The sequence below is a fragment of the Bacillus sp. KICET-1 genome (genome assembly GCF_027721405.1).
Taxonomy (GTDB): Bacteria; Bacillota; Bacilli; order Bacillales; family Bacillaceae; genus Bacillus; species Bacillus velezensis.
Genome location: NZ_CP113515.1, coordinates 3,061,315 through 3,086,444, shown reverse-complemented (window position 1 = coordinate 3,086,444; position 25,130 = coordinate 3,061,315). Strand labels below are relative to the sequence as shown.

Here is a 25,130-nt window from a genome sequence, read left to right as displayed (position 1 = left end):
TTGCAAGTTACTTATTTTTACATAACTGTTGGAAATCGTCTTTCTATCTGAGATAATAAAAATCATATTGATTGATACATGGGGGAGTGAGGATGGGCCGTTTTTATCAAGCAGCAGGCAAACCATTTTACAAACAAATTCCTCAAGCTGTTTTTATAACCGAAGAAATTAGTGCTTTGGATAAACGCTGTAAGAAAGACTTTCTGTTTAAATAAACGAGGTGAAAATCAATGAATGGTATAGAATTCTTAGAATCTGTGTCGCGACTTGGACAACTCATTTTGGTGTTTTCCTGCTACGCCGTTTATTGGAAATTGGGTAAAACGAAAAGGGAGCGAAGACTTACAAAATTCGAAGCTTTGCTTAGGTTCTTTGTAATGTTTGGTCTATCTGCATGGGGGCTGTCGTTTCTTGCTTTGAATTTGTGGTCATAATCTTTCTGCCGATATTTGAGCTTAAACTGCAGAGAATTACACTGGCAGGATATGATTTTACCCTTAGTGAAAAGAATTTCACGGGTAATCATTTGAACTTGAGCGCGGCTGATAAGGTGAATGGTGATGCAAACAGAAATCATTACTTATTGATCACAAAAGGAGCCGGCTGCGGAGATGTGTGGATTAAAGGCTTTTACGGATTCGAACACGATGAGCCGGATGCAGATTGGTGAGAGATACACAGTCAAGGTATTTCCTTGACCTTTTTTAATGGCAATAAAATTTCTGGATATTAAGATAGTGAATTGATGATCTGCCAAAAAACATAGATCTTTTAAAGTGATGGATATATATTGATTTTAAACAGTAGGAAAAAATGAGAAATGTATTTTGATAAAAAGCAGGTGAACTATATGGAAGCAGCGTCTTGGAGCAAAAGTCAAAGCTGTACCTACACATTGGTTTTTTCAAGTTTGTCGTATGGTTTGATATTCGGACTATATATGTTTGTATACTCGGGTTTTGTGCCATTTGCATTGGTTACTGTGGTTATCATTGCTTTTTACGCATTCATTACTTACCTTTTGTTTGCTGTTCCTGTGCAACTATGGCTAAGAAAGAAGCCTAAAAAGTTTAGTGTGGTTCATCTTTTCATTTATACAGCAGTCGCTTTTTTAGCTGTGTTCTTGTTCTGGTACATAGATAATCCGCCAATTGATTTCTCAGTTTTCAGCACTTTCATTTATTACATAATGAGCATTGTTGCTGCGTTCATATATTGGTTCTGGGACTCTATATTTCTGAGAAATTACAATACTCCCCAGAAGTAAAGCTGATGTTCTAAAAAAGACCGACTAGCGCCATGCCCAGTCTGCATTGTTCAAATTGAAATTCATGTGATGAACCCAGAAAGCGGGTGAGGAAAAATGGAATACATTGAGTTGACTAGGGACAATATTGATGACAATCATATTTGCTGTGCATTAGGTACGAAACAATATGAGGATGCGGTAAATGAAAAGAAGAGCTGGCTCAAAGATCGGATGAGTGATGGCTTGGTGTTCTACCGCCTAAACGAACGGGCCAAAGTTTTTATTGAATATTTACCTGCAGAAGAAGCGTGGGTCCCGGTAAGCGCACCTAATTTTATGTTTATTAATTGCCTTTGGGTCTCAGGTAAATATAAGAATAACGGACATGCGAAACACTTGTTAGAAAAATGTGTGTCAGATGCAAAATCCCGCGGTATGGATGGGATAGTTCATATAGTGGGGAAGAAAAAACTCCCTTATTTAAGTGATAAGCATTTCTTCGAGCATATGGGATTTGCTGTGCAAGATGAAGCAGAACCCTATTTTCAGTTGGTGTCACTGACGTGGAAGGAACATGCACATCCTCCTGTATTTAAAAAAACAGGTGAAAAGTAATTCCGTTAATGATGAGGGAATCATAATATTTTATACAGCTCAATGCCCATTTGCAGTCGGAGTGTTAAAGGATTTAAAGGAACTGACTGAAAAGAAAGGGCTTCATTTTCAGGCCCTGAGAATAACGTCAAAAGATATGGCGCAAAAATCCCCGGCAGTTTGGACGACTTTCAGCGTGTTTTATAATGGGACATTTCTCACTCATGAGATGATGAGCGTGAATAAGTTTGAAAAAATACTCAATAGCTTAATTTAAACTATCTTAAGAATAACTTCGAGGGAAATGAATTCTGTAATGCCTTTACTGCGCTGTTAGCTGTTTTTGGCATGAATAATATTGGGTTGTCACATATGAAGGCATCTAGGTGTATTCGTTATCTCACTTCCCTGCATTTAAGACTGGGATCCATATTCTTTATAACCATCAGCCGATGCATTTTCCCCGATTTGACTTGCGGGAGAAAACATCAGTTTGATGGTTATTTTTATGAACGGAGAAAGTTCAACGCAACAAAAAAGAAGTTCTTCAGGCATTATATCCTATGGTAAAATTTAGACAGAAAGAAGCGGAAAGGAGACGTAAATGAAGGTATTTGAAGCATCCTCGTTCATTTCAGCAGCGGAGAAACGAGCAAAAGAATACGATCAGATTAGAGAACAATTTATCAATCTCAGAAAAGCGTTTCAGGGAATGGCTGATCTAGACGACAGTGAGTTTTCAGGTAAAGGTGCTGATAACATCAAAGCCTTTTTTCAAGACCACGCCGGTGTCACAGACAGCTGGCTTAATCTGATCGATATGAAGATTGCGTTTCTTAACAGTATTTCAGGAAAAGTGGCTGATGCCGGATTAGCTGATTCGTTTGTGGAAGAGTCATTTTTAGAACATGAGCTGATTCATGCGAAGAATACATCACAAGCCATCATGCAGGAGCAGCGCAATGAAATGAAAGGTATCCTTGATGAAATCAGCGATATCATTCATCTAGAAGTTTTCTCGACAGAAGATGTCGATCAAAAGCTGGAATCAGCAGACAAAAAACGGGACGATACTGTACATAAGCTCGGCAAGCTTGATCACGATCTAACGAAAGAATACGCAGAAACCGAGGCAAACGAACATTTCATTCAGGCAGATTTTCAGCAGCTCCAAAACGCAACAGGCCAAGGAAAAAACGCCACTCCGCTTCACTATAACGCCAAGGCATACAGGGAAAGTGACATACATAAGAAAAAAGGCGAGATTGCAAGACATTCGGATGATTATTTGACGATTAAAAAGGAAGAAGCGAAGGAGCGGGAAATCAAGGATCTGAAGAAAAAGCTGGCCGCTGGTGTCACCGATCCGGATGAATATTTGGAAATGGCGAAGAAGATCGGCTATGAAAACCTTGAACCTTCCCAACAGCAATATGTCATTCAGCTTGAACAAGCAAAACAGATGGAAGAAGCCGGAGAAGTGACTTGGGATATTTTAAAAGGAGCTGGTGTCGGCCTTTATGATGTCGGGAAAGACACGGTAACAGGTTTATGGCAGCTGATCAGCAAGCCTGATGAAGTTGTTGAAGGTATCATAGGGGCAGTTGCTCATCCGATTAACACGTATAATTCCATTTCAACAGCTATTGAGGAATCATATCAAAAGGATATGGTAAATGGAGATGCGTATTCCAGATCAAGATGGGTGACATATGCGGTCGGTTCAGTGGCTGTGGCTGTCGTCGGAACAAAAGGCGCAGGAGCCGTTAACAAAGCTGATGCGGCGGGGAAGGTCATAAACAAGGCAGGACAGGCAGGTCAGAAAATTAAGGACATTAAGATTTCAGATTTGCTTCCTTATAACTCTAAGTATGATCTTGCTCTGGCTGATAACGTACCATACAATGTGGTTAACAGCCAAAACCTTAAAAATGGACTTTTGTCCAATGCAAAGAAATTGGATGAAAGCAGAAAGCCATTTACTGGTCAGAAAGTAAATGTCCCTTGGTTAAATAAAGAGAAGTATGAGGCCTATGAAATAGACGGCAAGGTAAAAGTTAAAGGAGAGCCTAGAGATGTAAGCCGTAGAGTATACACAATGAAAGATATTGACCTTAATCAAAAAAATCGTAAAGGCTTTACGAATCTTCAACTGATGAAAAATGGTAATGCTCCTTTTGCTAAAGATGGCACGCAAATAAATTTACATCACTTAATTCAAGAAGAGCCTGGTACTATGCTGGAGATACCTGAAAGCTGGCATAATAAGTACAGTGATGTTTTGCATGGATTAAAAGGGAATGGACAGAGTTTTAGAAATGCTCCTGTGCTTGATAAACAATATAAAAGTTTCAGAAGAAGGTATTGGAGATGGAGAGCTCAGCAATTTGAGAATCAAGAATAAGAGGTGAAAGTTTAATGGATTATTCGAAAATAAAAACTTTCTTTGATGAAAATAAAGAAAATTCAATTCTCACGGGGGGAGTCACTGAAGATCAGATTAGAGAAATAGAAGAGGATCTCAATGTAACTCTTCCAGACAGCTATAAATGGTTTTTAACTGAGTATGGTTCAGGGGGAGCATACGGAACAATGATTCTCGGATATGACTCTCACGGCGCTGAAGTTGTCGAGCAGACCAATGAATATAAAAAATATTATAACCTTTCCGATGGTCTTGTAGTGATCGAATATGTAGATGAATTTTCTTATTGTCTTGACACTAACAAGATGATAGATGGAGAATGCCCAGTCATTCTTTGGGATAACCAAGAGGGATATGGTAAACAAGTTGCTAGGACATTCCAAGAGTTTTTAATAGAAGAGCTTGAAGAATCGAAAGACGACTGGATCGATGATGAGGACTGGGACGATTAAAACTAAAAAGAAGGTCTATATCTGTTTTTCCATAGCATATGAAGGAGTATTAAAATGAGCTTCACTAAGATCAAACAAAAGTTGAAAGAGTTTACGATTAATGCTGGCACAGATCCTAGCATTAATACAAACGAGCAGCTCAAAGAAATTGAAAGAAATTTAGGTAATCAATTGCCTTCCGACTATAAGGATTTTTTGAAGGGATATGGAGGCTGTTATTTAGAAAGTAAAAAAACAACAGATGAGATTGAGTATGACGTTTGCTACAAACCTATAGAGAAAGATCCTTGGATGGGTAAGGGAGATGATACACAATTGTTAGAGGGTTTTTATGGTTTAGCGAACGATCATAGCAGTCTTCAGAAAGCAATCGATACATATTCTGATCGCTTTCCTAGAAATATTATTCCTATAGCAAGCTCGGCAGGTGGGAATGAAATATGCATGGATATCGATAATGAAAAGATATTGTTTTGGGATCATGAATTAAGTCACCCCGATAAAGACTTTTTCCTTATTGCCAACTCTTTTGAAGAGTTTATTCTAAGTTTAGTAGATGAACCAATTGAAACTAATGAACATGGGAGTGATGTGGAAATTGAGATTTTAGACAATGATTTTGGAAAATTGCTCTTTGGTAAGGACAATTAGCTTTTATTTTTAGGAAAAGTATTGCAAAGTTAAGCTCTCAGAAAAAGAGCTTTTTTATTTTCGATAGAAACTAATTATAAAAAGGGAGAGAGGTTATGGATTCGTACCAAATAAAGAAATTAAAACCCGAAGAATACCATAAGTGTAATAATATTTGGGACATGGAAAAGAAAAAGAAAATGGCTAAGGTGTTTTATGACGAATTAGTAAGCGGAAACAGAATTACTTTTATTTACTCAGTGAATGACGAGTTTATAGGAGAAGGATCGTTAGTTTTTCAAAATGATGACCCAGATTATACCATTCCGGATAAACGCATTTATCTATCTCGTATGATTGTTAAAGAAGGATATCGAAATTGCGGGATAGGCGGTATTATTGTTGATTATTTGATTGATTATGCTAAACAACTTGGATTTGAGGAAATAACACTTGGTGTAGATACAGATAACTTAAACGCAAGACATCTATATGAAAAGAAGGGCTTTACAACCGTATTATTTCTTGGTGAAGATGAATATGGTGAATATGTAAAACTCCTTAAAGTATTAAAATAAAATTCCCGAGAATTATGGTGAATGTGTGGGAGGTTAGTTTCACAAACGGTGATAGACGGTAACTTAAACTAATCTAATTGGATCGTTATTTAAGATGCGGATTAGCATTTATTCTCTCAAAACCAACCCGTAATGAAATAGGATACTGTTGGTTGAGGAATTGTTTTTTCCATGTATTGTATTTTGTGGTATTCTTGAAATGAAAGGAGGAGACAATGAAAAAGAAATTAATTGGGGTCTTGATCATTGTTTGTTTTTCTGTGTTCATGTATGGCGCAGTTACACATTCTTTTAAACATCAAAAATCCACTGAGGAAGTATTAGAAAGCGCATGGGATGAATTTGACTTATTTAGCTTTGGGATTGGAGAAACAGACCCAGTCATATCAATTGGTATGGATAAAACAAAAAGTGAAGAAGAATTACGGCGCTATTTAAACGATAACTTATCTGAGGAAGTTAAAGAAGAATATAAAGTTGAGATCATTAAAAAGGATATTAATGTTTTAGAAAGACAACATGAAAAGTATTTGGAAAGTGTTGAAGCACATTGATACATTAAAGCTTCTTCTCGGCTCTAAATAAAATAACGGTGATATCCAATAAACAAAAGTATTGCAAATCATTTCAATGGTTCCATGGTACAGTGTATTTCTTTAATAAGAAATGCATAATAAAAAGACCAGGGTGTTGGCAGCACCCCGGCTCTGTACAAAAAGTTGCCCAACCCTTTAAGTTTCCAGGCTCAAGGGAGGTCTATTTTTTATTTATATACGTCAACAGGGCGATTATAATCGACCCGAATGCAAGCATTCACATTAATGCCTGAAATGTTGACATAAGCATCACCTCCTTTCCATAGGGGATGAGCAAGACTCCCTTGAGCGTAAACGCCTAATATTCAGAAAACATTATACACTAGTTCCATTTATATGTCGTTAAAAACAATATACAGTTACCAAAACGAAAAGAACCTTGTTAGAGACAGGTTCTTTTTGTATTTGAGTTGAATTTATCAATAGAATTACCGATAAATAACGTGAGAAATAATACCAGGTAGTTACAGAATTGAAAAATGCTTAGGTGTGTAATACTTGCACTAGCTGTCACTTTGATACAGAAGCTGCTGAAGCTTCAGTCTTCAGATTCTTCCGTTACATTTTAAAGGCCCCTTTATGGGCTCAAATTCAACCGTCATTAAAGCCAAAGGCGGAAGGAATTTGTTATACAAAGGTGAAGCAAACATATACAAATATGATGCTATACTTGGGCAAAACAGGGTAGTGATAGACATTGAAATTACAATGAACGAACTTCCTTCAAATGAGATTCAAGTTGAAGGGCTTGGAAAAAATGAAAATCATTTATAGTAACGTTGTAAAATTTGAGAGAGGGTGAATGCTATGGAAGGTCTAAATAACTCTTACAATTGAGAAATCAAGCAATTCACGCGTATAAAACATCTATTTAATTTTAAATCGGCGTTTCAGGTGAACTTTATATCATTTCTGTTTTAGTAAACATATTTAAAAACGAAATAGGAATTAAAATATGCAGACAAAGCGGCGAAGCATATCGCATAAAAGGTGTTATCAGATGTATGACCGTTCCTAATAATAAAACTTATGAAGAAAGGAACTCTAACTTGAAATCAAATTTAGTTTCGTTTCTATTAGCATTGTCAGGATTTATATTCAGTATTTATATGCAGTCAATGGCTTACTGGAGCAATGACTCTATGTTGTGGTATTGGGTCGGTGCGGTTTTGTCGTATCTATTTGCTGCAGGATCAGTGGTTACTCTGATTCTTAACAAAAACAAAGACTCAATTCTAACAATAAGTTGTCTCATTTTAATGATTGTAACCGTTATGCTTATTTTAGTCACAACTTTTTGGACGACTTTTATCATTATTGCATGGCAATCTGGGATGTGAGGCTAAGGGGAATATGATCTTCTTAGTATTTTTTTATTCCTGGGATTAGAATCCCTTTTTATTATTCTTTCAAATTAAATGTAACAATTCTAATATTCATACGTTCTAAATGATAAAGGCGGGATGTCATGAAAAAACGTAAAGTCATTAAAACATTGCTGGTTATTATCACTGTTCTCATAATAGCAGCCGGATGTGCACTGTTTTCTTTAATTTCAGGAGAAAAAGTCAAATATATCGGCTATAGCCAAAGCAAGACGTGGGAAGCGTCAATCGAAAAATCAGGCAAGACCTCTATCGGCCCTAACTATTTCTTGAATTTGTATTACAGAGGTAATAAAGTGAATGAAAAGAACACGGTGATTAAGAGATTAACATTATTTGTTGACGGCCGGAAATATGGTGAAGATAAAGACTATCATCTTTCAGAATACACCGGAGAGAAATTAGAAGGCGGCGGAACGGGAGAAGACCATATTCAGACGTTTGAATATATGCCGGAAAATGAAGTGATCGGTCATGAAATCACTGTTGAAGCAGTATGGAAAACCGATCATGAGTCCTATTCAGAAAAATTCAACCTGAAAAGAACGCATTGGTATGACTGAAAGAATAAAAAGAGGGCGGTATAACCCTCTTTTTGACGCGGAGCCTTTATTTTTGTCTGTTTTTCCTCGATTTGCTGAAGTCGATAAAAGAGGCATTGGAGCCGATAAAATTACTTACTAAGACATACATAAAGAAACCATTAAAAGCTCCCTGCCGGCGTCCGTTAAAAAGAATGGATAATGAGATAAGCAATACAGCCGTAAGCAAGTCTGCAGCCAGACTTATTTTACGGTGAGACCGGAAATATTCTCTTAATCTTCTGATGTTGTTCAAAGCGGACACCTCTTGATGCTTATGTATAAGAAAATAATACCATTGAAATATATGTAATATCAATGAATAAGGTTGGAAACGGAGGGGTTCAAAGTTGGGGCGATCTTGTGTAAAAGAAAGGATCAGGATGAATGTGACCAGCATCCACCCTGATCAATGGGGTTCACAGTGTTCTATTTCATTGTATTCCAATCGGAATAATATTACAAGGGTGAAAAAGAAAAAAGCGGAATGTTCTCGGCTCCTTCTGCTTCTGGAGCGGGAAACGGAAAGTGAGATGTTTGTATGAAAATAAATGATTATCTGAAGGAAAGGTTTCCGACTTTAAAATTAGTGCCCGGCATTTATCATCAATGGGACGTTGGAATTCATTTTTCTCTCGGCGGCAATATGTATCAATTTAATGAAAGCGGTGCTTTGAATCTTGAGTATTTTCAGCTTGTTCATCATCAAACCGCCGCACTTTTCAATGAGCTGTTTGAACATAGCGATGACATGTTCCTTGTTGCCAACGTGTATAAGCACAAATCTCAAGGTAATCACGCGAGAAAATTAAAGGTTTATCAGCCGTTTCTGAAGTGTAAGGATGATTTATATCGGATTCAAGTGAAGACCTGTCAATGCCCGGTCGAAGAAGAATATGAAATGCAGCAGTTTTCTTTATTATGTAAACGGAAAGATCTGCGTATCCCCCAATTACTTAAGGCAGCCGTCCACGAAGATTTTCCGCTGAAGCCAAGGTTCGGGGGCTGTTCCGTTGGGTATCCTGATGTTTTCTTTGTGAATATGACAAAAGATATTATTTTCTTCCTGTATGATGACAGAGGGTGTGAAGTCATTGCTCTTGATGCCGGAAGAATACGAAAGCTTTATGATCAATATCACGATTGGATTGAATTGGACTGAAAATGAACACATGAATTCGAATCCGCTTGTGCCGGCTTTGTTCTTGCCTAGTCGGGCTGCATGAGTGTAATGGGCAGAATTGAAGGGCGCCGGAAACTTTTTTTCCTCTCATACCGACCTTCTGCATGTTAAGCTACTGTATTTATTTTGAACGAATTCCTATTTGTAAAACGGCTGAATAGAATAACATAAAAGCTATTTTACACAGTGCAGGAGGAGAGAAATGTGAGGGCTGAACACCGTGATTGTATGGAAATTGGAATTTATTCATTTGCAGAATTATATCCCGATCCTCTGACAGGGAAAACAGTCAGCGCAAAGCAGCGGATAGATGAATTGATGAAGCTGGCGAAATTGGCTGACGACGCAGGGCTTGATGTATTCGGTGTAGGCGAGCATCATCGTCTTGATTATGCGGTATCTTCGCCGCCGGCCATCTTATCAGCGATTTCACAGATCACTGAAAATATTAAGCTGACCAGTGCCACGACTGTATTATCCACCGCAGATCCCGTCCGTTTATTTGAGGATTTTGCAACGCTTGATCTGATTTCAGACGGCCGGGCGGAAATCATTGCGGGACGGGGCGCATTTTTAGACTCGTTTCCTCTTTTCGGTTATGACGTAGGCCATTATAAAGAACTGTTTGAAGAACACATTGACCTTTTTTTAAAATTAAATTCCGGGGAAGAATCGGTTACCTGGAAAGGACGTTACCGGCCGCCGCTGCGCGAGGCAGAAATTTCTCCTCGGCCTTTTCGCGGAAGCATTCCGCTATGGTTAGGTGTTTCGGGGACTCCGGAAAGCGCAGAACGGGCCGGGCGTGCAGGTGCGGGTTTAGCATTAGCTGTACTGAGCGGTGATCCGGTGTCATCTAAGCCGCTTGTTGACAAATACCGGGAAGCGGCTTCTAAAGCCGGTCATCCTCCGGAAAATGTGAAGGTTGCCGTAACCGGACATATGTTCATTTCAAAAACGAATGAACAGGCAATACAAGAATTTTACCCGTATCATTCAAATTACTGGTCTCATGTTCATTCATATCACGGGATCGATGAGCCTTTAACGAAGGAAGATTTTGAACGGGCGTCCGGAAAAGAAACAGCTTTATTTGTGGGAAGCTCACAGCAGATCATTGAAAAAATCATGCATCAATACGAGTTATTCGGACATCAGCGATTTCTCGCGCAAATCGATATAGGAGGTATGCCGTTTAAAAAAGCCGCGGAAAACATCGAACGATTAGCAGCGGAAGTAGCACCGGTTATCCGAAAAGAAACCGGCAAATCCAGCGAATGAAGTTCTGAGCAAAAGGGGCGGGCCGGTTTTTGGCAATCGCGGATTCGACAACAGAATCGGCCCGGCTTTTTCTTTATGATTATAAAAAACAAAGGGGAAAGCGCGAACCTCATTGCTTTTTCCTATCAAGAAAAGGAAGGTCATTTCATCCTCCATCGTGAAGTGTATATACCGAAAGGTTTTTATTAACAAAAGAGGGAGGATGATGAAGTGATGAAGGGTTTAGTCAAAGCTGCAGTTTTAACTGTTACTCTTGGTATTGGAGGCGCTTTCTATTCAAGTGATGCATCTGCGCACGGGTATATAAAAGAGCCCGTCAGCAGAGCGTACATGGGAGCATTAGAGAAACAAACATTGGGCTGGACGGCCGCTGCCCAGAAATATGGCTCCGTCATTGATAATCCTCAGTCTGTAGAAGGGCCGAAAGGATTTCCGGCTGCAGGTCCGCCGGATGGAAGAATTGCATCTGCAAATGGGGGATCGGGACAAATTGACTTCGGTTTAGACAAGCAGACTGCAGATTATTGGGTAAAACAAAACATCCGCGGCGGTTTTAACACCTTTACTTGGTACTACACGGCCCCTCATGCGACATCAAAGTGGCACTATTATATCACCAAGAAAAACTGGAATCCGAATAAACCTTTGTCAAGAGATGAATTCGAATTAATCGGAACGGTAAACCACGACGGTTCCAAGGCAGATACGAATTTGACTCATAAGATTTTTGTGCCGACTGATCGAAGCGGGTATCATGTCATTTTAGGGGTATGGGACGTTGCGGATACTTCCAATGCCTTCTATAACGTCATCGATGTAAACCTTACACAATAATTTGTGAATTACTGATCGGCTGCATGTTGATACATCGGCCGATCTTTTTAGTTTTAATGTGTGAATGAAAAGGGGAAAAACAGCAGAGCGCCATAAACATTTCATTTATGGCGCCGTACGATCATGGAGGTGCTGCTGACATGGATGCGGAGGTAAGAGGATTCTTAATAACCGCCGAGGAAAGAAGCCCCAACGATGATTAATAAAATGAATAGCACCACGATTAACGCAAAGGAGCTACCATAACCACCTGAGAATCCCATATAATCTCACCTCCTAAAGAGGATTAATACATATTATGCCGAAATGAAAAGTTTGATAGGGATGCTAGTTTACTTTTTGAAAAAAGGGTTTTAGTCTATATTTCCTTTACATGACCATCCGTTAAAATGAGTAAAAGGAGGAATCGTACTGCTTCCTGTAATAGAAACGGATATGCTCATACATTGAGAAGTTGCGAAGAGGATGCGCAGTTTGCTCGTTTTTTTTAAAATGAAAAAGTAACAAGCTATTAGGATTGGAACCTTTTGGTTGGTTTCAAGAGCAGCAGCAAGAAAAAAGGGAATGTGATGAGGAATCGAGAAAAAAGATGCGAAGGGCATAATCGGAACCATGTATCAAAACGGATTGCCTGATGATACACGCGTATACTCCATTCCGAATGGGAACGTTAACGATCTAATAGAAGAGCTTCAAGTGTTCTGCGGTAAATAAAAAAAGCCGATGAAGGCTTAACATTGATTAGACGCTGTAAAGCATTCTTTCCGCTGCGCTTTCTGCAGACGGTGTTTGATTGTAAGAAACGATTCCGATCATCACTAACAAGATGATGAACACCAATATGCTCCACAACATTATTTTTAAAGACTTTGACATGGCATACCCTCACTTTGAAAGACTTTACCGGGGCTGCGATCGGAGCCCGCACTTCAAGTATAGTCGTTATAACGGTGAAAAATGTGCAGTATCCCGTTATCAAAATAAAAACTTGCGGGCGCTGCCGCAAGTTTTCTCCGTATTAAGGTCTGTGGAATTCAATATGCTGATTATCACGATCGAACCACCCTCTGAATGCCCAATTGATCCAGCCCCCGTCCCCTTTGTTATCGAAGGACCCGTCTTCGAAGACCCAGATTCCGTAAGTAATGCCGTCATAAACGGCTGATCCGTAAAACTGAACGCCGTTAAAGCGGTCTTCATATTCTTGATTTAAATTGAACACCATGACGTTGTACTTCTGTCCTGATGCGTAAAATGTTGTTTCCATGACATTTTTTACCCAGCCGGTTCGGTTTTGATCTGACTTAACTGCTTCAGCAATGCGATCTGAGATTCCGAGAACATCTACGTTTACGTTCAGCCCGGCATCAACACCCGCTGCTTTTACGTTTTGGTCTGCTGTTTGGGATAATTTACTTTCTAACGGATTTGCAACGGGTGAAACGTGAGGCGCGTTTGCGTGTTCAGACTGACTGGCTGCTGAGGCACTGGCTGTGAAAGGAATTGTTAGAGATAAAGCTAAGCATGATCCGACTACCGTTCTGGCGATTTTCATGGCTATGACCTCCTGAGGAAATTTTTTAAAATTGTTGCAAATTCATGGTATCGCAGAAAAATTGACCAAGCAAAGAGTAGATTTTCTCAAAAGTCATGTCATTCTATTTGTGTTGTTTTCTGTAAATGAAAACCTTTTAATTAGGCGAAAAGGGAAGAAAATAATAGAGTCTTTTTATGTATTGTGACAGGATGACCGGATTTTGGGTGAAAATAGCCCGGAGAAACGCCATAATAAGAAAAACACCCGGAGTTTACCGGGTGTAAAAAGTGTTGATATGTCAAGTTAGTAGCATTTTTTGCATTTTTTGCATTTTCTTTTATAAACAACGATGTAATCATAATCAAGATGCTTTTTATCTTGTTTCTTCTTTTTTTGTTTAGGCTGCTTTGGGTGGTGATCATAATGTCCGTTCATGTCCATATCCATACCCATATCCATACTCATATTCCTCCTTTTTTCATCTGACGGTAGTATTCTATGACAGAAAGCATGGATGGCTTGGACAAATGAAACGGTATGCTGAAAAAGAGGCATCTCATTCGGTATAAAAAACAGGATCATACCCGCCCGATAGAAAAGAGAGGAGATGATCCTGATATTGAGTCCCTATTTGATAACCGCAATTGCAATGCCGTACCCTTTTTCAGAACTGTATAAGGCTGTCAGTTTCAATACCTTCCAGCCTTCTGCGGCTTTAGTCCCGATTCCGTTATGAGCCGTGATATAATCTCCCGGGCTGACCGTACCGTCGACCCGTACGTAATGCCGGCCGTTGAGTCCGACAATGTGCCATTCGTCTCTGGCCGCGCGTGCTTCATAGTCAGCTTCAAGAGCCGGACTGCAGTCTGGGTTTTGTTTCGGCACGCGTACCGTTTCTCCTGTTTCTTCGTCAGTCACATTTTCGTATATGAAACCGCCGAACTCGTTTGTCAAAAAGCGGCTTTGCCATCCGAAGCTTGCGGCTCCTGAGATAAAAGCGGCTGTTTCTGAAATGACGCCGAGCATGTAATCTCCGACGTGAGCCAATTCAATTTTTTCGCCTTTCACTGTGACGATCGTCCCGGCGGGAATTGTCTGGCCGGTTACACTTTCAAAATATTCTCCATACCCTGACAGGGAAGAGGTGACAGCTCCGGCGAACGTACCGTGGCCGCCCGCTGAATCCAGTTTCCATTTGATGGACTGATGCCCTCCGGCAACCGTGTATGGTTCTTCCAATGTAATGCTTTCTGATGACAGAATCGTTCTGGAGACTTTGCTGCCCGTTATATGGACATTGTTTGAAGCGGCGATAAATGCCCTTGAACCTTCAGAACTTGAACCTCCGGAAGAGCTGATGATCGCATTTCTGTCACCTCTGGCCGTAATATCGCCTGTTCCCGCAATAACGGCGCTTGTCGGGTTGAATGCAAAACCGGAGCTGGTCGCGAGCTGTGCGCCTCCCTTTAAATTGACGGGGATCTGCTCATAAGTCTGTCCTTTTATAGATGCGGCCGCGCTGTAACCTTCCGCTTGCACCCCGAGAATGACGGCCTGACTGTTAGGGGACGTAATTCCGACCGAACCGCCGTCTCCGATCATCGTACCGTTCATAATATTTACGTTATATTGGCCTCCGCCGATTGAGATGCCTTTAGGAGAAGACTTGTATATATCAAAATTTGAAATTTTAACATAATCGGTTTTATTTGATCCGCCGGATATATTGATGTCAACACCGGCTTGTGTAAAGCCGCGTATTTTAATGCCGTTAATCGTAATATTTTGACTGCGGTATTGAAGAGCCACGACTGGATTCCCGCCATAGTCGTATGAGGGATCACCAATAGATGTGAATCCGTTTACATTAACGTTTTTATAGGCAGAGATGACCAGCGCCCTCGGGGTCACACCGTCATAGAGAGCATTGAATACCGGTTCAATCGCGGTGCAATCGGTTAAAGTAACATCATAAGCCGTCGTGCTTTCGGGGTCTGAGGCCTGATGATGGCCGATATGACGAATATCAAATGAACGTACATCACGATACGAAACATGACCGATAATATGAACATTTTGAGAAGCCGGCCACAGGCTGTGCGCCTTTACCTCAATCCCGCGGATATTTCCGCTCGTATAGTTATTTAAAAGCCATACATGTTTAGAGCCGTCGTCAATTTCAATGCCGTTCGAGTTTGCGCTGCCCTCAGCATGCTCTGTGCCGCGGGGGTTTCCGGAATGGCAGTTGGAAATGAAAATATACTCGCTGTAATGGGTGGTAATGCCGTCGTCTCCGGCGCCGTATGCCACACAGTTATCAATCCATATATATCGGCAGCCGTCTTTCGTCCATTCTGTTTCAGGCAAATGATCGTAAGTCGGAGATGTAATATCAATACCATGGAGACCCGCGTTAACCGTTTCAACATTCTTAATCCAGCCGTATTGCACATTAGCAAACGTTAAACAGCTGGAAAACTGTCCTCCGGGGTTCCTGACCCCGCATTGACGATCAGGATTCCAGTCTAAAGTCATGTTCTGGACAAAAATATTACGGTTTCCATTATCGTAATCATCGTTAGTAATGACCCATTCGTATGCGGGAGTGTCCTCATGAAGCTTAAGCACGGTAATCCCTTGTCCCTCACCGGAAATGGTAGTCCATGAGGGGAGTTTTATCCCTTGAACCAAAAATTCTCCTGCGGGGACATTTACTTTGACCCGGCCGTTCCCGATCGCTCTCCGAAAGGCTTCCGTATTGTCCCGGCCGTCAGGGACCGCTCCGTAGTCCTCCACATTCACTTCCCGGGTGATTTTATTCATAAGCATTTCGTATTCTGTATCAAGCCGTTCTTTTAAAAGTGAGGTGACCATTCCTTCCGCCGTCACCCGGGCATCTGCGATCTCAAGATTATCATCCGTTGCGGAATGCTTAATAAAATTCTGCATCCTTGCTTTGAGATGCTCCAATTCAGAGGGATGTGCAGGGCGAGACTGCAATGGGGCGTTTAAAGACGGATCAGGAAAGTTTTTAAATTGAACCATTCTAAAGACACCTCTTTCTTTTGATATAAGCGCCTGAGGCAGGGGACAGAAAAGAGTCGCGCGCCCTTTAAAGCGCTTATTCTTCAAATTCTTTATTCAGAACGAAATTCCTTTTGAAACCAAGGTGAAATTTAAAAAAAGCTCTGTTGAAAGAACGGATATAAAGCTTTGCATTATTGTAATTGAAGCTGTCATGTGAAAATGGAGGAAAAAACTGATAGGAAGGGCCCTCATTTTAGGTTTATTCTCATTGACTTCGCCGTGCTTCCTCTTCGGCTGCATATACACCAAAATCAACATTCTTATCAGTTAAATGGTATAATGGGGCACGGATTGGTCATCAATACGACTGAAATAGGGAAGCAAAAGGAGCAGCGAACATGACTTTAAAAATCAAAATTAAATATTCAGATGATACGCAAACGAGAATCAGTAAAATTGAACAGGGCGATTGGATTGATCTGCGGGCAGCTGAAGATATCACAATCAAAAAAGGTGAATTCAAACTTATCCCGCTTGGAGTTGCGATGGAACTGCCGGAAGGATATGAGGCCCATGTCGTTCCGCGTTCAAGTACATATAAGCATTTCGGTATCATTCAGACAAATTCAATGGGAGTCATTGATGAATCATATAAAGGCGACAATGACTTCTGGTTTTTTCCTGCATTCGCGCTTCGGGATACCGACATTTCCAAGGGGGAGCGGATCTGCCAATTCAGAATCATGAAGAAAATGCCTGAAGTGGAGCTGATCGAAGTAGACAAGCTCGGGAACAATGACCGCGGTGGACTGGGATCAACAGGCACGAAATAAAACGAAAAAAGACTGCTTAACAGCAGTCTTTTTTTATGGAAACAGCAGTTACATTCAATTTGTTTCGGGGATTCTTGAATTGGGAAATCATACGTCACGTTCGAATTTGACTTCGAAATAAGCGGCCGCTCCGTAACCGTCTATGCCAAGAGCAAATATTTAAGCCTTCCGTCTCTTTGAACAGAAAGACTTTTTTAGGTTAAAGGATAGAAGTTGTTTTGATGTTTTTATTCTTCAAGATGAACGGAGGTTTTGTCCAACGTATATAATATTGTGACAAAAGTGTAAACAAAAGAAAGGATGATGTTATGGCAAAAAGGGTTAGAAGAGTAGACCATAAAGCAGCTGGCAAAGAGGCAGAGCAGAAGAAACCGTCCAAAGTCACCCTGTTCTGCCGTTCGCTTCAAAGGCTGAAGCATTTGTATTGTAACATAAACATACAAATGCCATCAATAACCAAAAAAGGAATTTTAGTTTTGATTTTACCGTTTTTGCTTCTGCCGTTCTTTCGGGCTAATGCCGCTTCAGATATTTACGGCAGTTTCGAGGAATTAAAGTTGAATGAAAATCCTTCCGATTTTTCCATTTCAACGCGAGAGCATAACCCTTCTGTCCTCATATTAGCTATACACGGCGGAGGCATAGAGCCGGGGTCCAGTGAGTTAGCCAGAGAAATTGCCGAAAACCGGAGTTTGTATTTATTTGAAGGGTTAAAATCAGCCGGTAATGCGGCTCTGCATTTGACAAGTTCGCATTTCGATGAACCTAAGGCCGTGCAAATGGTGAAAGAGCACTCTAATGTCATTTCATTGCACGGTTACGGCAGTGATGATAAAAAGATAAAAATCGGCGGTACAGACAGAGAACGGGCCGAACTTTTGACCGATGTGCTGAAACGGCACGGGTATCCTGCCGTTCTTCTTGGCATAAATGATAAATATGCAGGCGTCAGTCCGAACAACCTTGCCAATCAATCTTCATCCGGATTGAGTATTCAAATCGAAATGAGCACCGGCTTCAGAAAATCACTATTTGACACTTTTACGCTGAAAAGCAGAGCATCCACACAAAACGGGACCTTTTATCAATTCACAAAAACGATTTCTGATTTTATCAGTGACAATTATGAATAAGCACGCCTATTTTGTCGGCGGGGCTTTTTCTTTTGAAATTTATGAAACTTTAAGTTCTTAAGATCGTATACATAATTGACAGGATGAAAGAAAAGAGGTGGGCAAATGAAAGTGATGATCGGGTCTATCATTCTTCTTGTCATCATCGGATTCGGTTTATGGCTGATGCTTAGTCCAATCTTTAAACAAGTGGGAAGCAGAGCCAAAAAATTCAAAAAGTCATGGGAGGAAGAAGATCAGCATGAGCGAAAATAAGCGCGGAAACACAAAAAAAATTCTCGGCGGTGTGATTATAGGTGCAGCCCTTTTAATTGCGGGCGTTACAGCGTCACTATTCATTGAAAAAATACCGAACGGTTATGTCGGGGTTGTATACTCACCGAATGGCGGGGTAAAATCCGACACATTGGACCAAGGCTGGCACTTAGTCGGTTTATTTAATAAAGTAACGGAATATCCGGTGCGTATGCAGACAGTGAATAATGAAAATATAAAAGTGGCAACCTCAGACGGTAAAAATATAGAAATGGATATCGCTTACAACTATGTCGTGCAGCCTGATAAAGTAGTCGATCTGTTTAACAAATTCGGCGCGGTAAACGTTGAAACGATTGAAAATACATATTTAAAAACAAGGCTGTGGGATGCGGCGCGAAAATCAATCAGCAAATACTCGGTTATTGACACATACGGGCAAAAATCTGCAGAAGCCGCTGCCGATGTTCAAAAGAGATTTGCTGATGATATGAAGAGTCTTGGATTTTTAATTGATGATCTCACGCTTGGCGTACCGAAGCCGGATAAAGCCACACAGGAAGCTATCGATGCAAGGGTGAAGTCTTCACAGGAACTTGAACGGACACAAACTGAAATTAAAATAGCCGAAGCCGAAGCGAAAAAGAAAAAAATTGAAGCGGAAGGGATCGCTGATTACAACCAAATCATAAAGAAATCAATGTCCGATGAAATGATCAAATATAAATGGATTGAAAAATGGGACGGAAAAACGCCGAAAGCGACAGGCACAGACTCGCTGCTGCAGCTGCCGCTGGACGATCAGAAGCAAAAATAAAAAGAGAAGGAGGCGATTGCCTCCTTTTTATGTTTTTTCCTGAGGGTCTTTTTCCGGCACTAATTCTTCAGACGCCTCGGTTTGATAGCTCCATAGCGTGCTATCCGTCTCTGTTGTGTCCTGATAATCTTCGGGAAGTACATATTGCTGCAAATACCGGTGAAAAAATGCCTCGAAAACAGAAATGCAAAGTGCAGAGATAACCGATGCCGCGGCAGGCGAGACATTAAATCCGCCAATGTTCATAAGGAATATCCATAATACAATGAATGAAATTCCGAAATCAGCTGCAACGGCTGTGAAATTGCTTGTTCTCGGCAGAATCATGCAATCACCCGCAAAATAAGTAATTAAACTTAAGATCACTGTAATAAACAGAACGTTTAAAAAGGTTACTTGGTACATAAGATCCAGAACAATGTACAGTAAAGCAAGTGTGAGCGCCGTTTTAGAAGCGAAAGCAATTACGTGTTTCATTTGAACCACCTTCGTTATTTCGTTTAGTCTTCATTGTAAGCAATCCGCAAATTTTTAAACTGGTATATAGTGGTTATAAAGTATACGTTTTAATAAAATGTGAATAGACATCACAGGATTCACAAGTTAAAATATGTAAAAAGGGGGATGCAAATGAAAAAATACTGGATTTGTATTGCTGTTTTTTTATTATGTTTTAGCGGAATACACTCAGCTAAAGCGGCTACCACTGAATTCGGATCAAAAACAAGCTTCACTTTGGAGGGAAATGCAAAAGAGTTTCATATTGAAAATCCTGGGGCTGTAGCTGCCGACGATTACTTTTTAGGATATAAGTTCACCATAATGAACAACTCTTCGTGCGGTTTGAGCATGAAACTCCAGCGGATGGCGCTGAACGGAAATTTTTATACATTAAGCTCTAAAAACTACAGCGGCAGCTGGTTAAACCTTAGTGCCCAGGATAAAAAATCAATTGATCCGTATCACAAATACAGAATTCTGGTTGAAAGTTCTTCAAACGTCTGTGGCCCCGCCTATATTAAAGGGTTATACGGTGTAGAATATTATCATTTTGATTGAAAATAGGTACTCGCTAAAGGCAGCGGGTTTTTTTATATTTAAATATAACCTATTGTACTATGTACTAAATATTCATATATAAATTTTTGATCGCCCTCCCAAAAGAAAAGATAAACAAAAACAAATTCATCACGCACAAATATACAAAGTTGAAAAATGGATGAAAAGTTTCTCTAGGGAAACATTATTAGTTGACTTCAAAAGTGTGATGTCGGATAATAAGAATGTAAGTTTTTCCTCCTTAGCAGATTCGTTTCTTAAGCCAGGGCGAATCTGCTTTTTTTATGCAAAAAAACCCCTCTGTAAGGGGTTTTTTACGATAAATGAAGTTTAATAGAATTAATGTACGGCTCTGAATACGCCGATAACTTTCCCCAAAATGCTTACGTTTTGCAGGATAATCGGCTCCATCGTCGGATTTTCCGGCTGCAGCCGCACATAATTGTCTTCTTTATAGAAGCGCTTAACCGTCGCTTCATCATCTTCGGTCATAGCTACGACGATTTCTCCGTTATTGGCCGTGTTCTGCTGTTTGACGATGACGTAATCTTTGTCAAAAATGCCGGCGTCAATCATACTTTCTCCCATGATTTCTAACATAAAGACATGTTCGCCCGGAGGAACCATCCGGTCAGGAAGCGGAAAATACTCGTCGATATTTTCAACAGCCGTAATCGGAATACCCGCCGTCACTTTCCCGATGACCGGAACGTTTACGACCTGGCTTTTCGGAATTTGGACTTCTTCTTCATCCAATACCTCAATCGCTCTCGGTTTAGTAGGGTCCCGTCTGATCAGGCCTTTTGTCTCCAGCCGCGCCAAATGGCCGTGCACGGTTGAACTGGAAGCCAGTCCTACTGCTTCTCCTATCTCTCTTACAGAAGGCGGATATCCTTTCGTTTTTACCTCTTCTTTAATAAAACGCAGGATATCAAGCTGCCTTTTTGATAGCTTCGTCATATTTCGCACCTCAAAACGTCGATTTTAAGTAGATTATAGCATGATTTTCCTGACAGTACAAACATAGGTTCGAAAAAACGATTGACAGAAACGTTTGTTCGTATATACTGAAAGGTATAAAAAGCGAACAAACATTCTTATTGGAGGTTGTTTACATGGCGAAAGAATCTATTATATTTGTCGGACTGTTTACTGCGATTTTAAGTGCCGCTATTTTACTTGTCTCATGTGCGGGAAATGATCAGTCCCTCAGCCAATATGTTAAAATAAAGGTTCAGGACGGTGATACACTCTGGTCACTTGCGGATCATGTAGCAGAAAAGAAACACATTAATAAAGAAGATTTCATTGAGTGGGTGACGGAGAATAACCATCTCCAAACTGCTGATATAAAGCCCGGAGACGAACTTATTCTTCCGGTTAAGAAGAAGCATCCGGCCGTATATCAGCTGGCCATTGTCAATTAGAGAGGAAAGAGAGAAATGAAGGCGCTCATTTATGCCCGCGTAAGCACAAACAAAGAACAGCAGCAAACGTCATTAAAAAGACAGGAAGAGGAGCTCAGTGAGATCGCTGCTGCAAACGGCATGGAAGTCGTGAAAGTCATTTCTGAGAAAGCCAGCGGTTACGAAATGGACCGCGACGGAGTATTTGAAATGCTTGATGAAATTAAAAAATCACATATTGACGCGATATTGGTGCAGGACGAAACGAGATTGGGAAGAGGAAACGCCAAGATTGCGCTTTTGCATTGCATTTACAGGGAGAACGTAAAGATATATACGACGGCTCATAAAGGTGAACTGGAGCTTTCCGAAGCTGATACGATGGTACTTGAAATCGTCAGTATTGTTGAGGAATATCAAAGGAAAATTCACAATATGAAAATCCGGCGGGGAATGAAAAGAGCCATGAAAAACGGCTACAAACCTGAACGGAATCTGAAAAACAGGCATGAAAACAGCGGAAAAGAAAAAAAAGAGGTTCCGGTTTCGGAAATTATCAGGCTGAGAGCCAACAAGCTTACCTTTGCAGAAATCGCAGCGACCTTAAGAGGATTCGGCTATGATGTGTCCAAAGCCACGGTTCACCGGCGGTTTCAGGAATATACCGCAGATACAGAAGGCAGCTGACGCGCATCAGTTGTAAAAAAGACTGCGTTTTAGTAGTATATAATCAACACGCACCAAAGGAGCTTATTATGATTTCTAAAGAAAAAATCGCAAGAATTAACGAATTGGCTCAAAAAGCTAAATCAAACACAATAACGGATGAGGAAAAAGCTGAACAGCAAAAGCTTCGCCAGGAATATTTGAAAGGATTCCGCTCCTCAATGAAAAATACGTTAAAGAGCGTAAAAGTGATTGATCCGGAAGGCAACGATGTCACCCCTGAAAAATTAAAAAGAGAACAACAGAAAAATAATCTTCATTAAACAGAAAGAATACGGCAATACGTATTCTTTTTTCGTATATACTAATATCAGGATGTGCTTTACGACAATTTTCAACAAGTTTATCTCAAATTTAAGCTGAAAGAGTTGAGAAAAAGTCAGCATCGCTTTATGATGAAAAGGTACAACAATAAGGAAGGGGATTATAATGGATACAATTGAAAAGAAATCAGTTGCCACCATTCGTACACTATCTATAGACGCAATTGAAAAAGCGAATTCCGGACATCCGGGCATGCCGATGGGAGCCGCTCCGATGGCATATACATTGTGGACGAAATTTATGAATGTAAATCCGCAGAATCCGGGCTGGTTTAACCGCGACCGCTTTGTTTTATCAGCAGGCCACGGTTCAATGCTTTTATACAGCATGCTGCATTTAAGCGGATATGACCTCAGCATTGAAGACTTGAAACAGTTCCGTCAATGGGGAAGCAAAACACCGGGACATCCGGAGTTCGGGCACACAGCCGGAGTAGACGCTACGACCGGACCGCTTGGACAGGGTATTGCAATGGCAGTGGGAATGGCAATTGCAGAACGCCATCTGGCTGAGACATATAACCGTGATTCATTCAACGTAGTTGATCATTATACATACAGTATTTGCGGAGACGGCGATTTAATGGAAGGCATTTCTTCCGAAGCAGCTTCTCTTGCAGGCCATCTTGAATTAGGCCGTCTGATCGTATTATACGATTCTAATGACATTTCCTTAGACGGCGATTTAGACCGTTCTTTCTCTGAAAATGTAAAGCAGCGTTTTGAAGCAATGAACTGGGAAGTTCTTTATGTTGAGGACGGAAACAACATCGCTGAATTGACGGCTGCAATTGAAAAAGCGCGCCAGAATGATAAAAAACCGACATTGATCGAAGTGAAAACGACAATCGGTTTCGGTTCTCCAAACCGCGCGGGCACATCCGGCGTTCACGGCGCTCCGTTAGGACAAGAAGAGAGCAAGCTGACAAAAGAAGCGTATGCTTGGACGTTTGAAGAAGATTTTTATGTTCCGGAAGAAGTATACGGGCATTTCAATCAAGCTGTAAAAGAAGCCGGCTCGAAAAAAGAACAGGAATGGAATGAACTGTTCGCGGCTTATAAAGAAAAATATCCTGAGCTTGCTGAACAGCTGTCACTCGGCATGAAAGGCGAGCTTCCTAAAGACTGGGATCAGGAAGTTCCCGTTTATGAAAAAGGCAGCAGCCTTGCTTCCCGTGCATCTTCAGGTGAGGTGCTGAACGGGATCGCCAAGAAAATTCCTTTCTTTGTCGGGGGATCTGCTGACCTTGCGGGTTCAAATAAAACGACAATCAAAAATGGAGGAGACTTCACGGCAAAAGACTACGCCGGGAAAAACTTCTGGTTCGGTGTCCGTGAATTTGCGATGGGCGCTGCATTAAACGGAATGGCGCTTCACGGCGGCCTCCGCGTATTCGGCGGCACATTCTTTGTGTTCTCTGATTATTTAAGACCTGCCATTCGTCTGGCGTCATTGATGGGTCTTCCCGTCACTTATGTATTCACACATGACAGTATTGCCGTAGGAGAGGACGGGCCGACTCACGAACCGATTGAGCAGCTTGCTTCTTTACGCGCACTTCCTAACCTTTCTGTGATCAGACCTGCTGACGGAAATGAAACCGCAGCTGCATGGAAGGTTGCCGTTCAAAGCCAAGATCATCCGACAGCTCTTGTATTGACACGCCAAAACCTGCCGACGATTGATCAGCAGGCTGAAGAAGCGTATGCGGGCGTGGATAAAGGGGCTTATATCGTTTCCAAAGCCCAAACAGAATCACCGGCCGCTCTTCTTTTAGCGACAGGTTCTGAAGTCGGACTTGCGATCGAAGCTCAAGCGAAACTGGCTGAAGAAAACATTCACGTATCTGTAGTCAGCATGCCGAGCTGGGACCGCTTTGAAAAACAATCGGCCGAGTACAAAAACAGCGTGCTTCCTCCGAATGTGACGAAACGTCTTGCGATCGAAATGGGTTCAAGCTTCGGATGGGGCAAATTTACCGGTCTTGAAGGAGACGTTCTCGCAATTGACCGTTTCGGTGCTTCAGCTCCGGGAGAAACAATTATGAAAGAATACGGGTTTACTGCAGAAAACGTGGTTGACCGCGTGAAAAAACTTTTAAACAAATAACGAGACAAAAGAGGATGAGTCAAATCATCCTCTTTTTCCTGTTTATGCGACAAAAATAGAAGGGGCGGCGCAACAGTAATAGACAATTCTTTCTTTTCTCCTTTTGTATAATAGAAAGC

32 protein-coding genes and 2 pseudogenes are annotated in these 25,130 nt (G+C 40.9%); 25 read left to right on the top strand and 9 right to left on the bottom strand.

From position 1 onward, the window contains the following. Nucleotides 1-92 precede the first annotated feature (92 nt). From OVA33_RS15775 to OVA33_RS15730, 10 genes and pseudogenes are all read left to right on the top strand, one after another. Entirely contained in the window at nt 93-215 is a 123-nt protein-coding gene (locus OVA33_RS15775; RefSeq protein WP_017417851.1) for a hypothetical protein, read from the top strand. Between the two features lie 15 nt (nt 216-230). Continuing rightward, on the top strand, nt 231-434 hold the full coding sequence (locus OVA33_RS15770) for a hypothetical protein (protein ID WP_017417852.1): 204 nt from the start codon (nt 231-233) through the stop codon (nt 432-434). A 92-nt stretch (nt 435-526) separates the two neighbouring features. Beyond that, nucleotides 527-670: a hypothetical protein gene (locus tag OVA33_RS15765; protein WP_007611678.1), complete on the top strand. Its 144-nt coding sequence runs from the start codon at nt 527-529 to the stop codon at nt 668-670. A 180-nt stretch (nt 671-850) separates the two neighbouring features. Further along, complete coding sequence (locus OVA33_RS15760) at nt 851-1,267, top strand: UPF0715 family protein (RefSeq protein ID WP_025649419.1); 417 nt, start codon at nt 851-853, stop codon at nt 1,265-1,267. 96 nt (nt 1,268-1,363) lie between these two features. Then, nucleotides 1,364-2,120, top strand: a pseudogene (locus OVA33_RS15755) (GNAT family N-acetyltransferase). 327 nt (nt 2,121-2,447) lie between these two features. Then, entirely contained in the window at nt 2,448-4,247 is a 1,800-nt protein-coding gene (locus OVA33_RS15750; protein WP_017417855.1) for a T7SS effector LXG polymorphic toxin, read from the top strand. A gap of 14 nt (nt 4,248-4,261) precedes the next feature. Continuing rightward, a complete protein-coding gene (locus OVA33_RS15745) occupies nt 4,262-4,720 on the top strand; it encodes an SMI1/KNR4 family protein (RefSeq protein ID WP_017417856.1) in 459 nt (152 codons plus the stop codon). A gap of 54 nt (nt 4,721-4,774) precedes the next feature. After that, nucleotides 4,775-5,371 (top strand): SMI1/KNR4 family protein, encoded by a 597-nt coding sequence (locus tag OVA33_RS15740; RefSeq protein ID WP_017417857.1) that lies wholly within the window; start codon nt 4,775-4,777, stop codon nt 5,369-5,371. Between the two features lie 95 nt (nt 5,372-5,466). Further along, complete coding sequence (locus OVA33_RS15735; RefSeq protein WP_017417858.1) at nt 5,467-5,928, top strand: GNAT family N-acetyltransferase; 462 nt, start codon at nt 5,467-5,469, stop codon at nt 5,926-5,928. 215 nt (nt 5,929-6,143) lie between these two features. Continuing rightward, complete coding sequence (locus tag OVA33_RS15730) at nt 6,144-6,482, top strand: YolC/YozM family protein (protein ID WP_017417859.1); 339 nt, start codon at nt 6,144-6,146, stop codon at nt 6,480-6,482. Between the two features lie 202 nt (nt 6,483-6,684). Here OVA33_RS15730 and OVA33_RS15725 read toward each other — a convergent pair. Beyond that, nucleotides 6,685-6,774 (bottom strand): annotated as a pseudogene (locus tag OVA33_RS15725) (putative holin-like toxin). Nucleotides 6,775-7,148: 374 nt separating this feature from the next. On the opposite strand from OVA33_RS15725, the gene OVA33_RS15720 reads away from it, so the two are divergent. From OVA33_RS15720 to OVA33_RS15710, 3 genes are all read left to right on the top strand, one after another. Further along, nucleotides 7,149-7,298 (top strand): hypothetical protein, encoded by a 150-nt coding sequence (locus OVA33_RS15720; protein ID WP_223257613.1) that lies wholly within the window; start codon nt 7,149-7,151, stop codon nt 7,296-7,298. Nucleotides 7,299-7,528: 230 nt separating this feature from the next. Beyond that, a complete protein-coding gene (locus OVA33_RS15715; protein ID WP_017417861.1) occupies nt 7,529-7,864 on the top strand; it encodes a DUF3902 family protein in 336 nt (111 codons plus the stop codon). Nucleotides 7,865-7,992: 128 nt separating this feature from the next. Further along, entirely contained in the window at nt 7,993-8,472 is a 480-nt protein-coding gene (locus OVA33_RS15710; RefSeq protein ID WP_014418006.1) for a DUF4944 domain-containing protein, read from the top strand. Between the two features lie 46 nt (nt 8,473-8,518). On the opposite strand, the gene OVA33_RS15705 is transcribed toward OVA33_RS15710, so the two are convergent. Beyond that, complete coding sequence (locus tag OVA33_RS15705; RefSeq protein ID WP_237586702.1) at nt 8,519-8,755, bottom strand: hypothetical protein; 237 nt, start codon at nt 8,753-8,755, stop codon at nt 8,519-8,521. 276 nt (nt 8,756-9,031) lie between these two features. Here OVA33_RS15705 and OVA33_RS15700 point away from each other — a divergent pair, with 276 nt between their 5' ends. The 3 genes from OVA33_RS15700 (at nt 9,032) to OVA33_RS15690 (ending at nt 11,785) form a co-directional block, all read left to right on the top strand. Beyond that, nucleotides 9,032-9,652 carry a DUF3885 domain-containing protein gene (locus tag OVA33_RS15700; protein WP_017417864.1) on the top strand — a complete coding sequence of 207 codons (621 nt, stop codon included), beginning with the start codon at nt 9,032-9,034 and terminating at the stop codon, nt 9,650-9,652. A 225-nt stretch (nt 9,653-9,877) separates the two neighbouring features. Further along, complete coding sequence (locus OVA33_RS15695; RefSeq protein WP_014418008.1) at nt 9,878-10,951, top strand: LLM class flavin-dependent oxidoreductase; 1,074 nt, start codon at nt 9,878-9,880, stop codon at nt 10,949-10,951. 213 nt (nt 10,952-11,164) lie between these two features. Then, nucleotides 11,165-11,785: a lytic polysaccharide monooxygenase auxiliary activity family 9 protein gene (locus tag OVA33_RS15690; RefSeq protein WP_003154023.1), complete on the top strand. Its 621-nt coding sequence runs from the start codon at nt 11,165-11,167 to the stop codon at nt 11,783-11,785. 164 nt (nt 11,786-11,949) lie between these two features. Here the strand turns inward: OVA33_RS15690 and OVA33_RS15685 are convergent, their stop codons facing one another. From OVA33_RS15685 to OVA33_RS15665, 5 genes are all read right to left on the bottom strand, one after another. Next, nucleotides 11,950-12,048, bottom strand: coding sequence for a YjcZ family sporulation protein (locus tag OVA33_RS15685; RefSeq protein ID WP_003154022.1), 99 nt, complete (start codon nt 12,046-12,048; stop codon nt 11,950-11,952). Between the two features lie 478 nt (nt 12,049-12,526). Next, nucleotides 12,527-12,661 carry a hypothetical protein gene (locus OVA33_RS15680; RefSeq protein WP_257986731.1) on the bottom strand — a complete coding sequence of 45 codons (135 nt, stop codon included), beginning with the start codon at nt 12,659-12,661 and terminating at the stop codon, nt 12,527-12,529. 142 nt (nt 12,662-12,803) lie between these two features. Beyond that, the gene (locus tag OVA33_RS15675) at nt 12,804-13,340 is read right to left on the bottom strand and encodes a hypothetical protein (protein ID WP_007611706.1); all 537 of its coding nucleotides are present in this window, start codon (nt 13,338-13,340) and stop codon (nt 12,804-12,806) included. Between the two features lie 285 nt (nt 13,341-13,625). Further along, nucleotides 13,626-13,781 (bottom strand): hypothetical protein, encoded by a 156-nt coding sequence (locus tag OVA33_RS15670; protein WP_162495989.1) that lies wholly within the window; start codon nt 13,779-13,781, stop codon nt 13,626-13,628. Between the two features lie 168 nt (nt 13,782-13,949). Further along, a complete protein-coding gene (locus OVA33_RS15665) occupies nt 13,950-16,367 on the bottom strand; it encodes a peptidase G2 autoproteolytic cleavage domain-containing protein (protein ID WP_063636649.1) in 2,418 nt (805 codons plus the stop codon). Between the two features lie 380 nt (nt 16,368-16,747). Here OVA33_RS15665 and OVA33_RS15660 point away from each other — a divergent pair, with 380 nt between their 5' ends. The 4 genes from OVA33_RS15660 (at nt 16,748) to OVA33_RS15645 (ending at nt 19,387) form a co-directional block, all read left to right on the top strand. Next, a complete protein-coding gene (locus tag OVA33_RS15660; RefSeq protein ID WP_017417871.1) occupies nt 16,748-17,182 on the top strand; it encodes a dUTP diphosphatase in 435 nt (144 codons plus the stop codon). Nucleotides 17,183-17,490: 308 nt separating this feature from the next. Next, nucleotides 17,491-18,315 carry a poly-gamma-glutamate hydrolase family protein gene (locus OVA33_RS15655; RefSeq protein WP_017417872.1) on the top strand — a complete coding sequence of 275 codons (825 nt, stop codon included), beginning with the start codon at nt 17,491-17,493 and terminating at the stop codon, nt 18,313-18,315. 105 nt (nt 18,316-18,420) lie between these two features. Next, nucleotides 18,421-18,570, top strand: a complete 150-nt coding sequence (locus OVA33_RS15650; protein WP_014418013.1) for a hypothetical protein — start codon at nt 18,421-18,423, stop codon at nt 18,568-18,570. Continuing rightward, nucleotides 18,557-19,387, top strand: a complete 831-nt coding sequence (locus OVA33_RS15645) for a prohibitin family protein (protein ID WP_014418014.1) — start codon at nt 18,557-18,559, stop codon at nt 19,385-19,387. The genes OVA33_RS15650 and OVA33_RS15645 overlap by 14 nt, the downstream gene beginning before the upstream one ends. Before the next feature lie 27 nt (nt 19,388-19,414). Here OVA33_RS15645 and OVA33_RS15640 read toward each other — a convergent pair whose 3' ends face one another. Further along, nucleotides 19,415-19,864 (bottom strand): YndM family protein, encoded by a 450-nt coding sequence (locus tag OVA33_RS15640; protein ID WP_017417873.1) that lies wholly within the window; start codon nt 19,862-19,864, stop codon nt 19,415-19,417. 153 nt (nt 19,865-20,017) lie between these two features. Here OVA33_RS15640 and OVA33_RS15635 point away from each other — a divergent pair, with 153 nt between their 5' ends. Beyond that, nucleotides 20,018-20,446 (top strand): hypothetical protein, encoded by a 429-nt coding sequence (locus OVA33_RS15635; RefSeq protein ID WP_014418016.1) that lies wholly within the window; start codon nt 20,018-20,020, stop codon nt 20,444-20,446. Nucleotides 20,447-20,785: 339 nt separating this feature from the next. Here the strand turns inward: OVA33_RS15635 and lexA are convergent, their stop codons facing one another. Beyond that, nucleotides 20,786-21,406 carry a transcriptional repressor LexA gene (lexA, locus tag OVA33_RS15630; RefSeq protein WP_007611720.1) on the bottom strand — a complete coding sequence of 207 codons (621 nt, stop codon included), beginning with the start codon at nt 21,404-21,406 and terminating at the stop codon, nt 20,786-20,788. Nucleotides 21,407-21,561: 155 nt separating this feature from the next. On the opposite strand from lexA, the gene yneA reads away from it, so the two are divergent. From yneA to tkt, 4 genes are all read left to right on the top strand, one after another. Beyond that, on the top strand, nt 21,562-21,873 hold the full coding sequence (gene yneA / locus OVA33_RS15625; RefSeq protein WP_003154001.1) for a cell division suppressor protein YneA: 312 nt from the start codon (nt 21,562-21,564) through the stop codon (nt 21,871-21,873). 15 nt (nt 21,874-21,888) lie between these two features. After that, nucleotides 21,889-22,539 (top strand): YneB family resolvase-like protein, encoded by a 651-nt coding sequence (locus OVA33_RS15620; RefSeq protein WP_017417874.1) that lies wholly within the window; start codon nt 21,889-21,891, stop codon nt 22,537-22,539. Between the two features lie 68 nt (nt 22,540-22,607). Continuing rightward, nucleotides 22,608-22,841 carry a DUF896 domain-containing protein gene (locus OVA33_RS15615; protein ID WP_003153997.1) on the top strand — a complete coding sequence of 78 codons (234 nt, stop codon included), beginning with the start codon at nt 22,608-22,610 and terminating at the stop codon, nt 22,839-22,841. A 166-nt stretch (nt 22,842-23,007) separates the two neighbouring features. After that, nucleotides 23,008-25,011, top strand: a complete 2,004-nt coding sequence (tkt, locus tag OVA33_RS15610) for a transketolase (RefSeq protein ID WP_014418018.1) — start codon at nt 23,008-23,010, stop codon at nt 25,009-25,011. Nucleotides 25,012-25,130: the final 119 nt, after the last annotated feature.

Bases quoted from the DNA above. Each gene is read 5' to 3' on its own strand.
- OVA33_RS15775 (WP_017417851.1), top strand. From the start codon at position 93: ATGGGCCGTTTTTATCAAGCAGCAGGCAAACCATTTTACAAACAAATT.
- OVA33_RS15770 (WP_017417852.1), top strand. From the start codon at position 231: ATGAATGGTATAGAATTCTTAGAATCTGTGTCGCGACTTGGACAACTC.
- OVA33_RS15760 (WP_025649419.1), top strand. From the start codon at position 851: ATGGAAGCAGCGTCTTGGAGCAAAAGTCAAAGCTGTACCTACACATTG.
- OVA33_RS15750 (WP_017417855.1), top strand. From the start codon at position 2,448: ATGAAGGTATTTGAAGCATCCTCGTTCATTTCAGCAGCGGAGAAACGA.
- OVA33_RS15745 (WP_017417856.1), top strand. From the start codon at position 4,262: ATGGATTATTCGAAAATAAAAACTTTCTTTGATGAAAATAAAGAAAAT.
- OVA33_RS15740 (WP_017417857.1), top strand. From the start codon at position 4,775: ATGAGCTTCACTAAGATCAAACAAAAGTTGAAAGAGTTTACGATTAAT.
- OVA33_RS15735 (WP_017417858.1), top strand. From the start codon at position 5,467: ATGGATTCGTACCAAATAAAGAAATTAAAACCCGAAGAATACCATAAG.
- OVA33_RS15730 (WP_017417859.1), top strand. From the start codon at position 6,144: ATGAAAAAGAAATTAATTGGGGTCTTGATCATTGTTTGTTTTTCTGTG.
- OVA33_RS15715 (WP_017417861.1), top strand. From the start codon at position 7,529: ATGACCGTTCCTAATAATAAAACTTATGAAGAAAGGAACTCTAACTTG.
- OVA33_RS15710 (WP_014418006.1), top strand. From the start codon at position 7,993: ATGAAAAAACGTAAAGTCATTAAAACATTGCTGGTTATTATCACTGTT.
- OVA33_RS15700 (WP_017417864.1), top strand. From the start codon at position 9,032: ATGAAAATAAATGATTATCTGAAGGAAAGGTTTCCGACTTTAAAATTA.
- OVA33_RS15690 (WP_003154023.1), top strand. From the start codon at position 11,165: ATGAAGGGTTTAGTCAAAGCTGCAGTTTTAACTGTTACTCTTGGTATT.
- OVA33_RS15685 (WP_003154022.1), bottom strand. From the start codon at position 12,048: ATGGGATTCTCAGGTGGTTATGGTAGCTCCTTTGCGTTAATCGTGGTG.
- OVA33_RS15680 (WP_257986731.1), bottom strand. From the start codon at position 12,661: ATGTCAAAGTCTTTAAAAATAATGTTGTGGAGCATATTGGTGTTCATC.
- OVA33_RS15675 (WP_007611706.1), bottom strand. From the start codon at position 13,340: ATGAAAATCGCCAGAACGGTAGTCGGATCATGCTTAGCTTTATCTCTA.
- OVA33_RS15670 (WP_162495989.1), bottom strand. From the start codon at position 13,781: ATGGATATGGGTATGGATATGGACATGAACGGACATTATGATCACCAC.
- OVA33_RS15665 (WP_063636649.1), bottom strand. From the start codon at position 16,367: ATGGTTCAATTTAAAAACTTTCCTGATCCGTCTTTAAACGCCCCATTG.
- OVA33_RS15660 (WP_017417871.1), top strand. From the start codon at position 16,748: ATGACTTTAAAAATCAAAATTAAATATTCAGATGATACGCAAACGAGA.
- OVA33_RS15655 (WP_017417872.1), top strand. From the start codon at position 17,491: ATGGCAAAAAGGGTTAGAAGAGTAGACCATAAAGCAGCTGGCAAAGAG.
- OVA33_RS15650 (WP_014418013.1), top strand. From the start codon at position 18,421: ATGAAAGTGATGATCGGGTCTATCATTCTTCTTGTCATCATCGGATTC.
- OVA33_RS15645 (WP_014418014.1), top strand. From the start codon at position 18,557: ATGAGCGAAAATAAGCGCGGAAACACAAAAAAAATTCTCGGCGGTGTG.
- OVA33_RS15640 (WP_017417873.1), bottom strand. From the start codon at position 19,864: ATGAAACACGTAATTGCTTTCGCTTCTAAAACGGCGCTCACACTTGCT.
- OVA33_RS15635 (WP_014418016.1), top strand. From the start codon at position 20,018: ATGAAAAAATACTGGATTTGTATTGCTGTTTTTTTATTATGTTTTAGC.
- lexA (WP_007611720.1), bottom strand. From the start codon at position 21,406: ATGACGAAGCTATCAAAAAGGCAGCTTGATATCCTGCGTTTTATTAAA.
- yneA (WP_003154001.1), top strand. From the start codon at position 21,562: ATGGCGAAAGAATCTATTATATTTGTCGGACTGTTTACTGCGATTTTA.
- OVA33_RS15620 (WP_017417874.1), top strand. From the start codon at position 21,889: ATGAAGGCGCTCATTTATGCCCGCGTAAGCACAAACAAAGAACAGCAG.
- OVA33_RS15615 (WP_003153997.1), top strand. From the start codon at position 22,608: ATGATTTCTAAAGAAAAAATCGCAAGAATTAACGAATTGGCTCAAAAA.
- tkt (WP_014418018.1), top strand. From the start codon at position 23,008: ATGGATACAATTGAAAAGAAATCAGTTGCCACCATTCGTACACTATCT.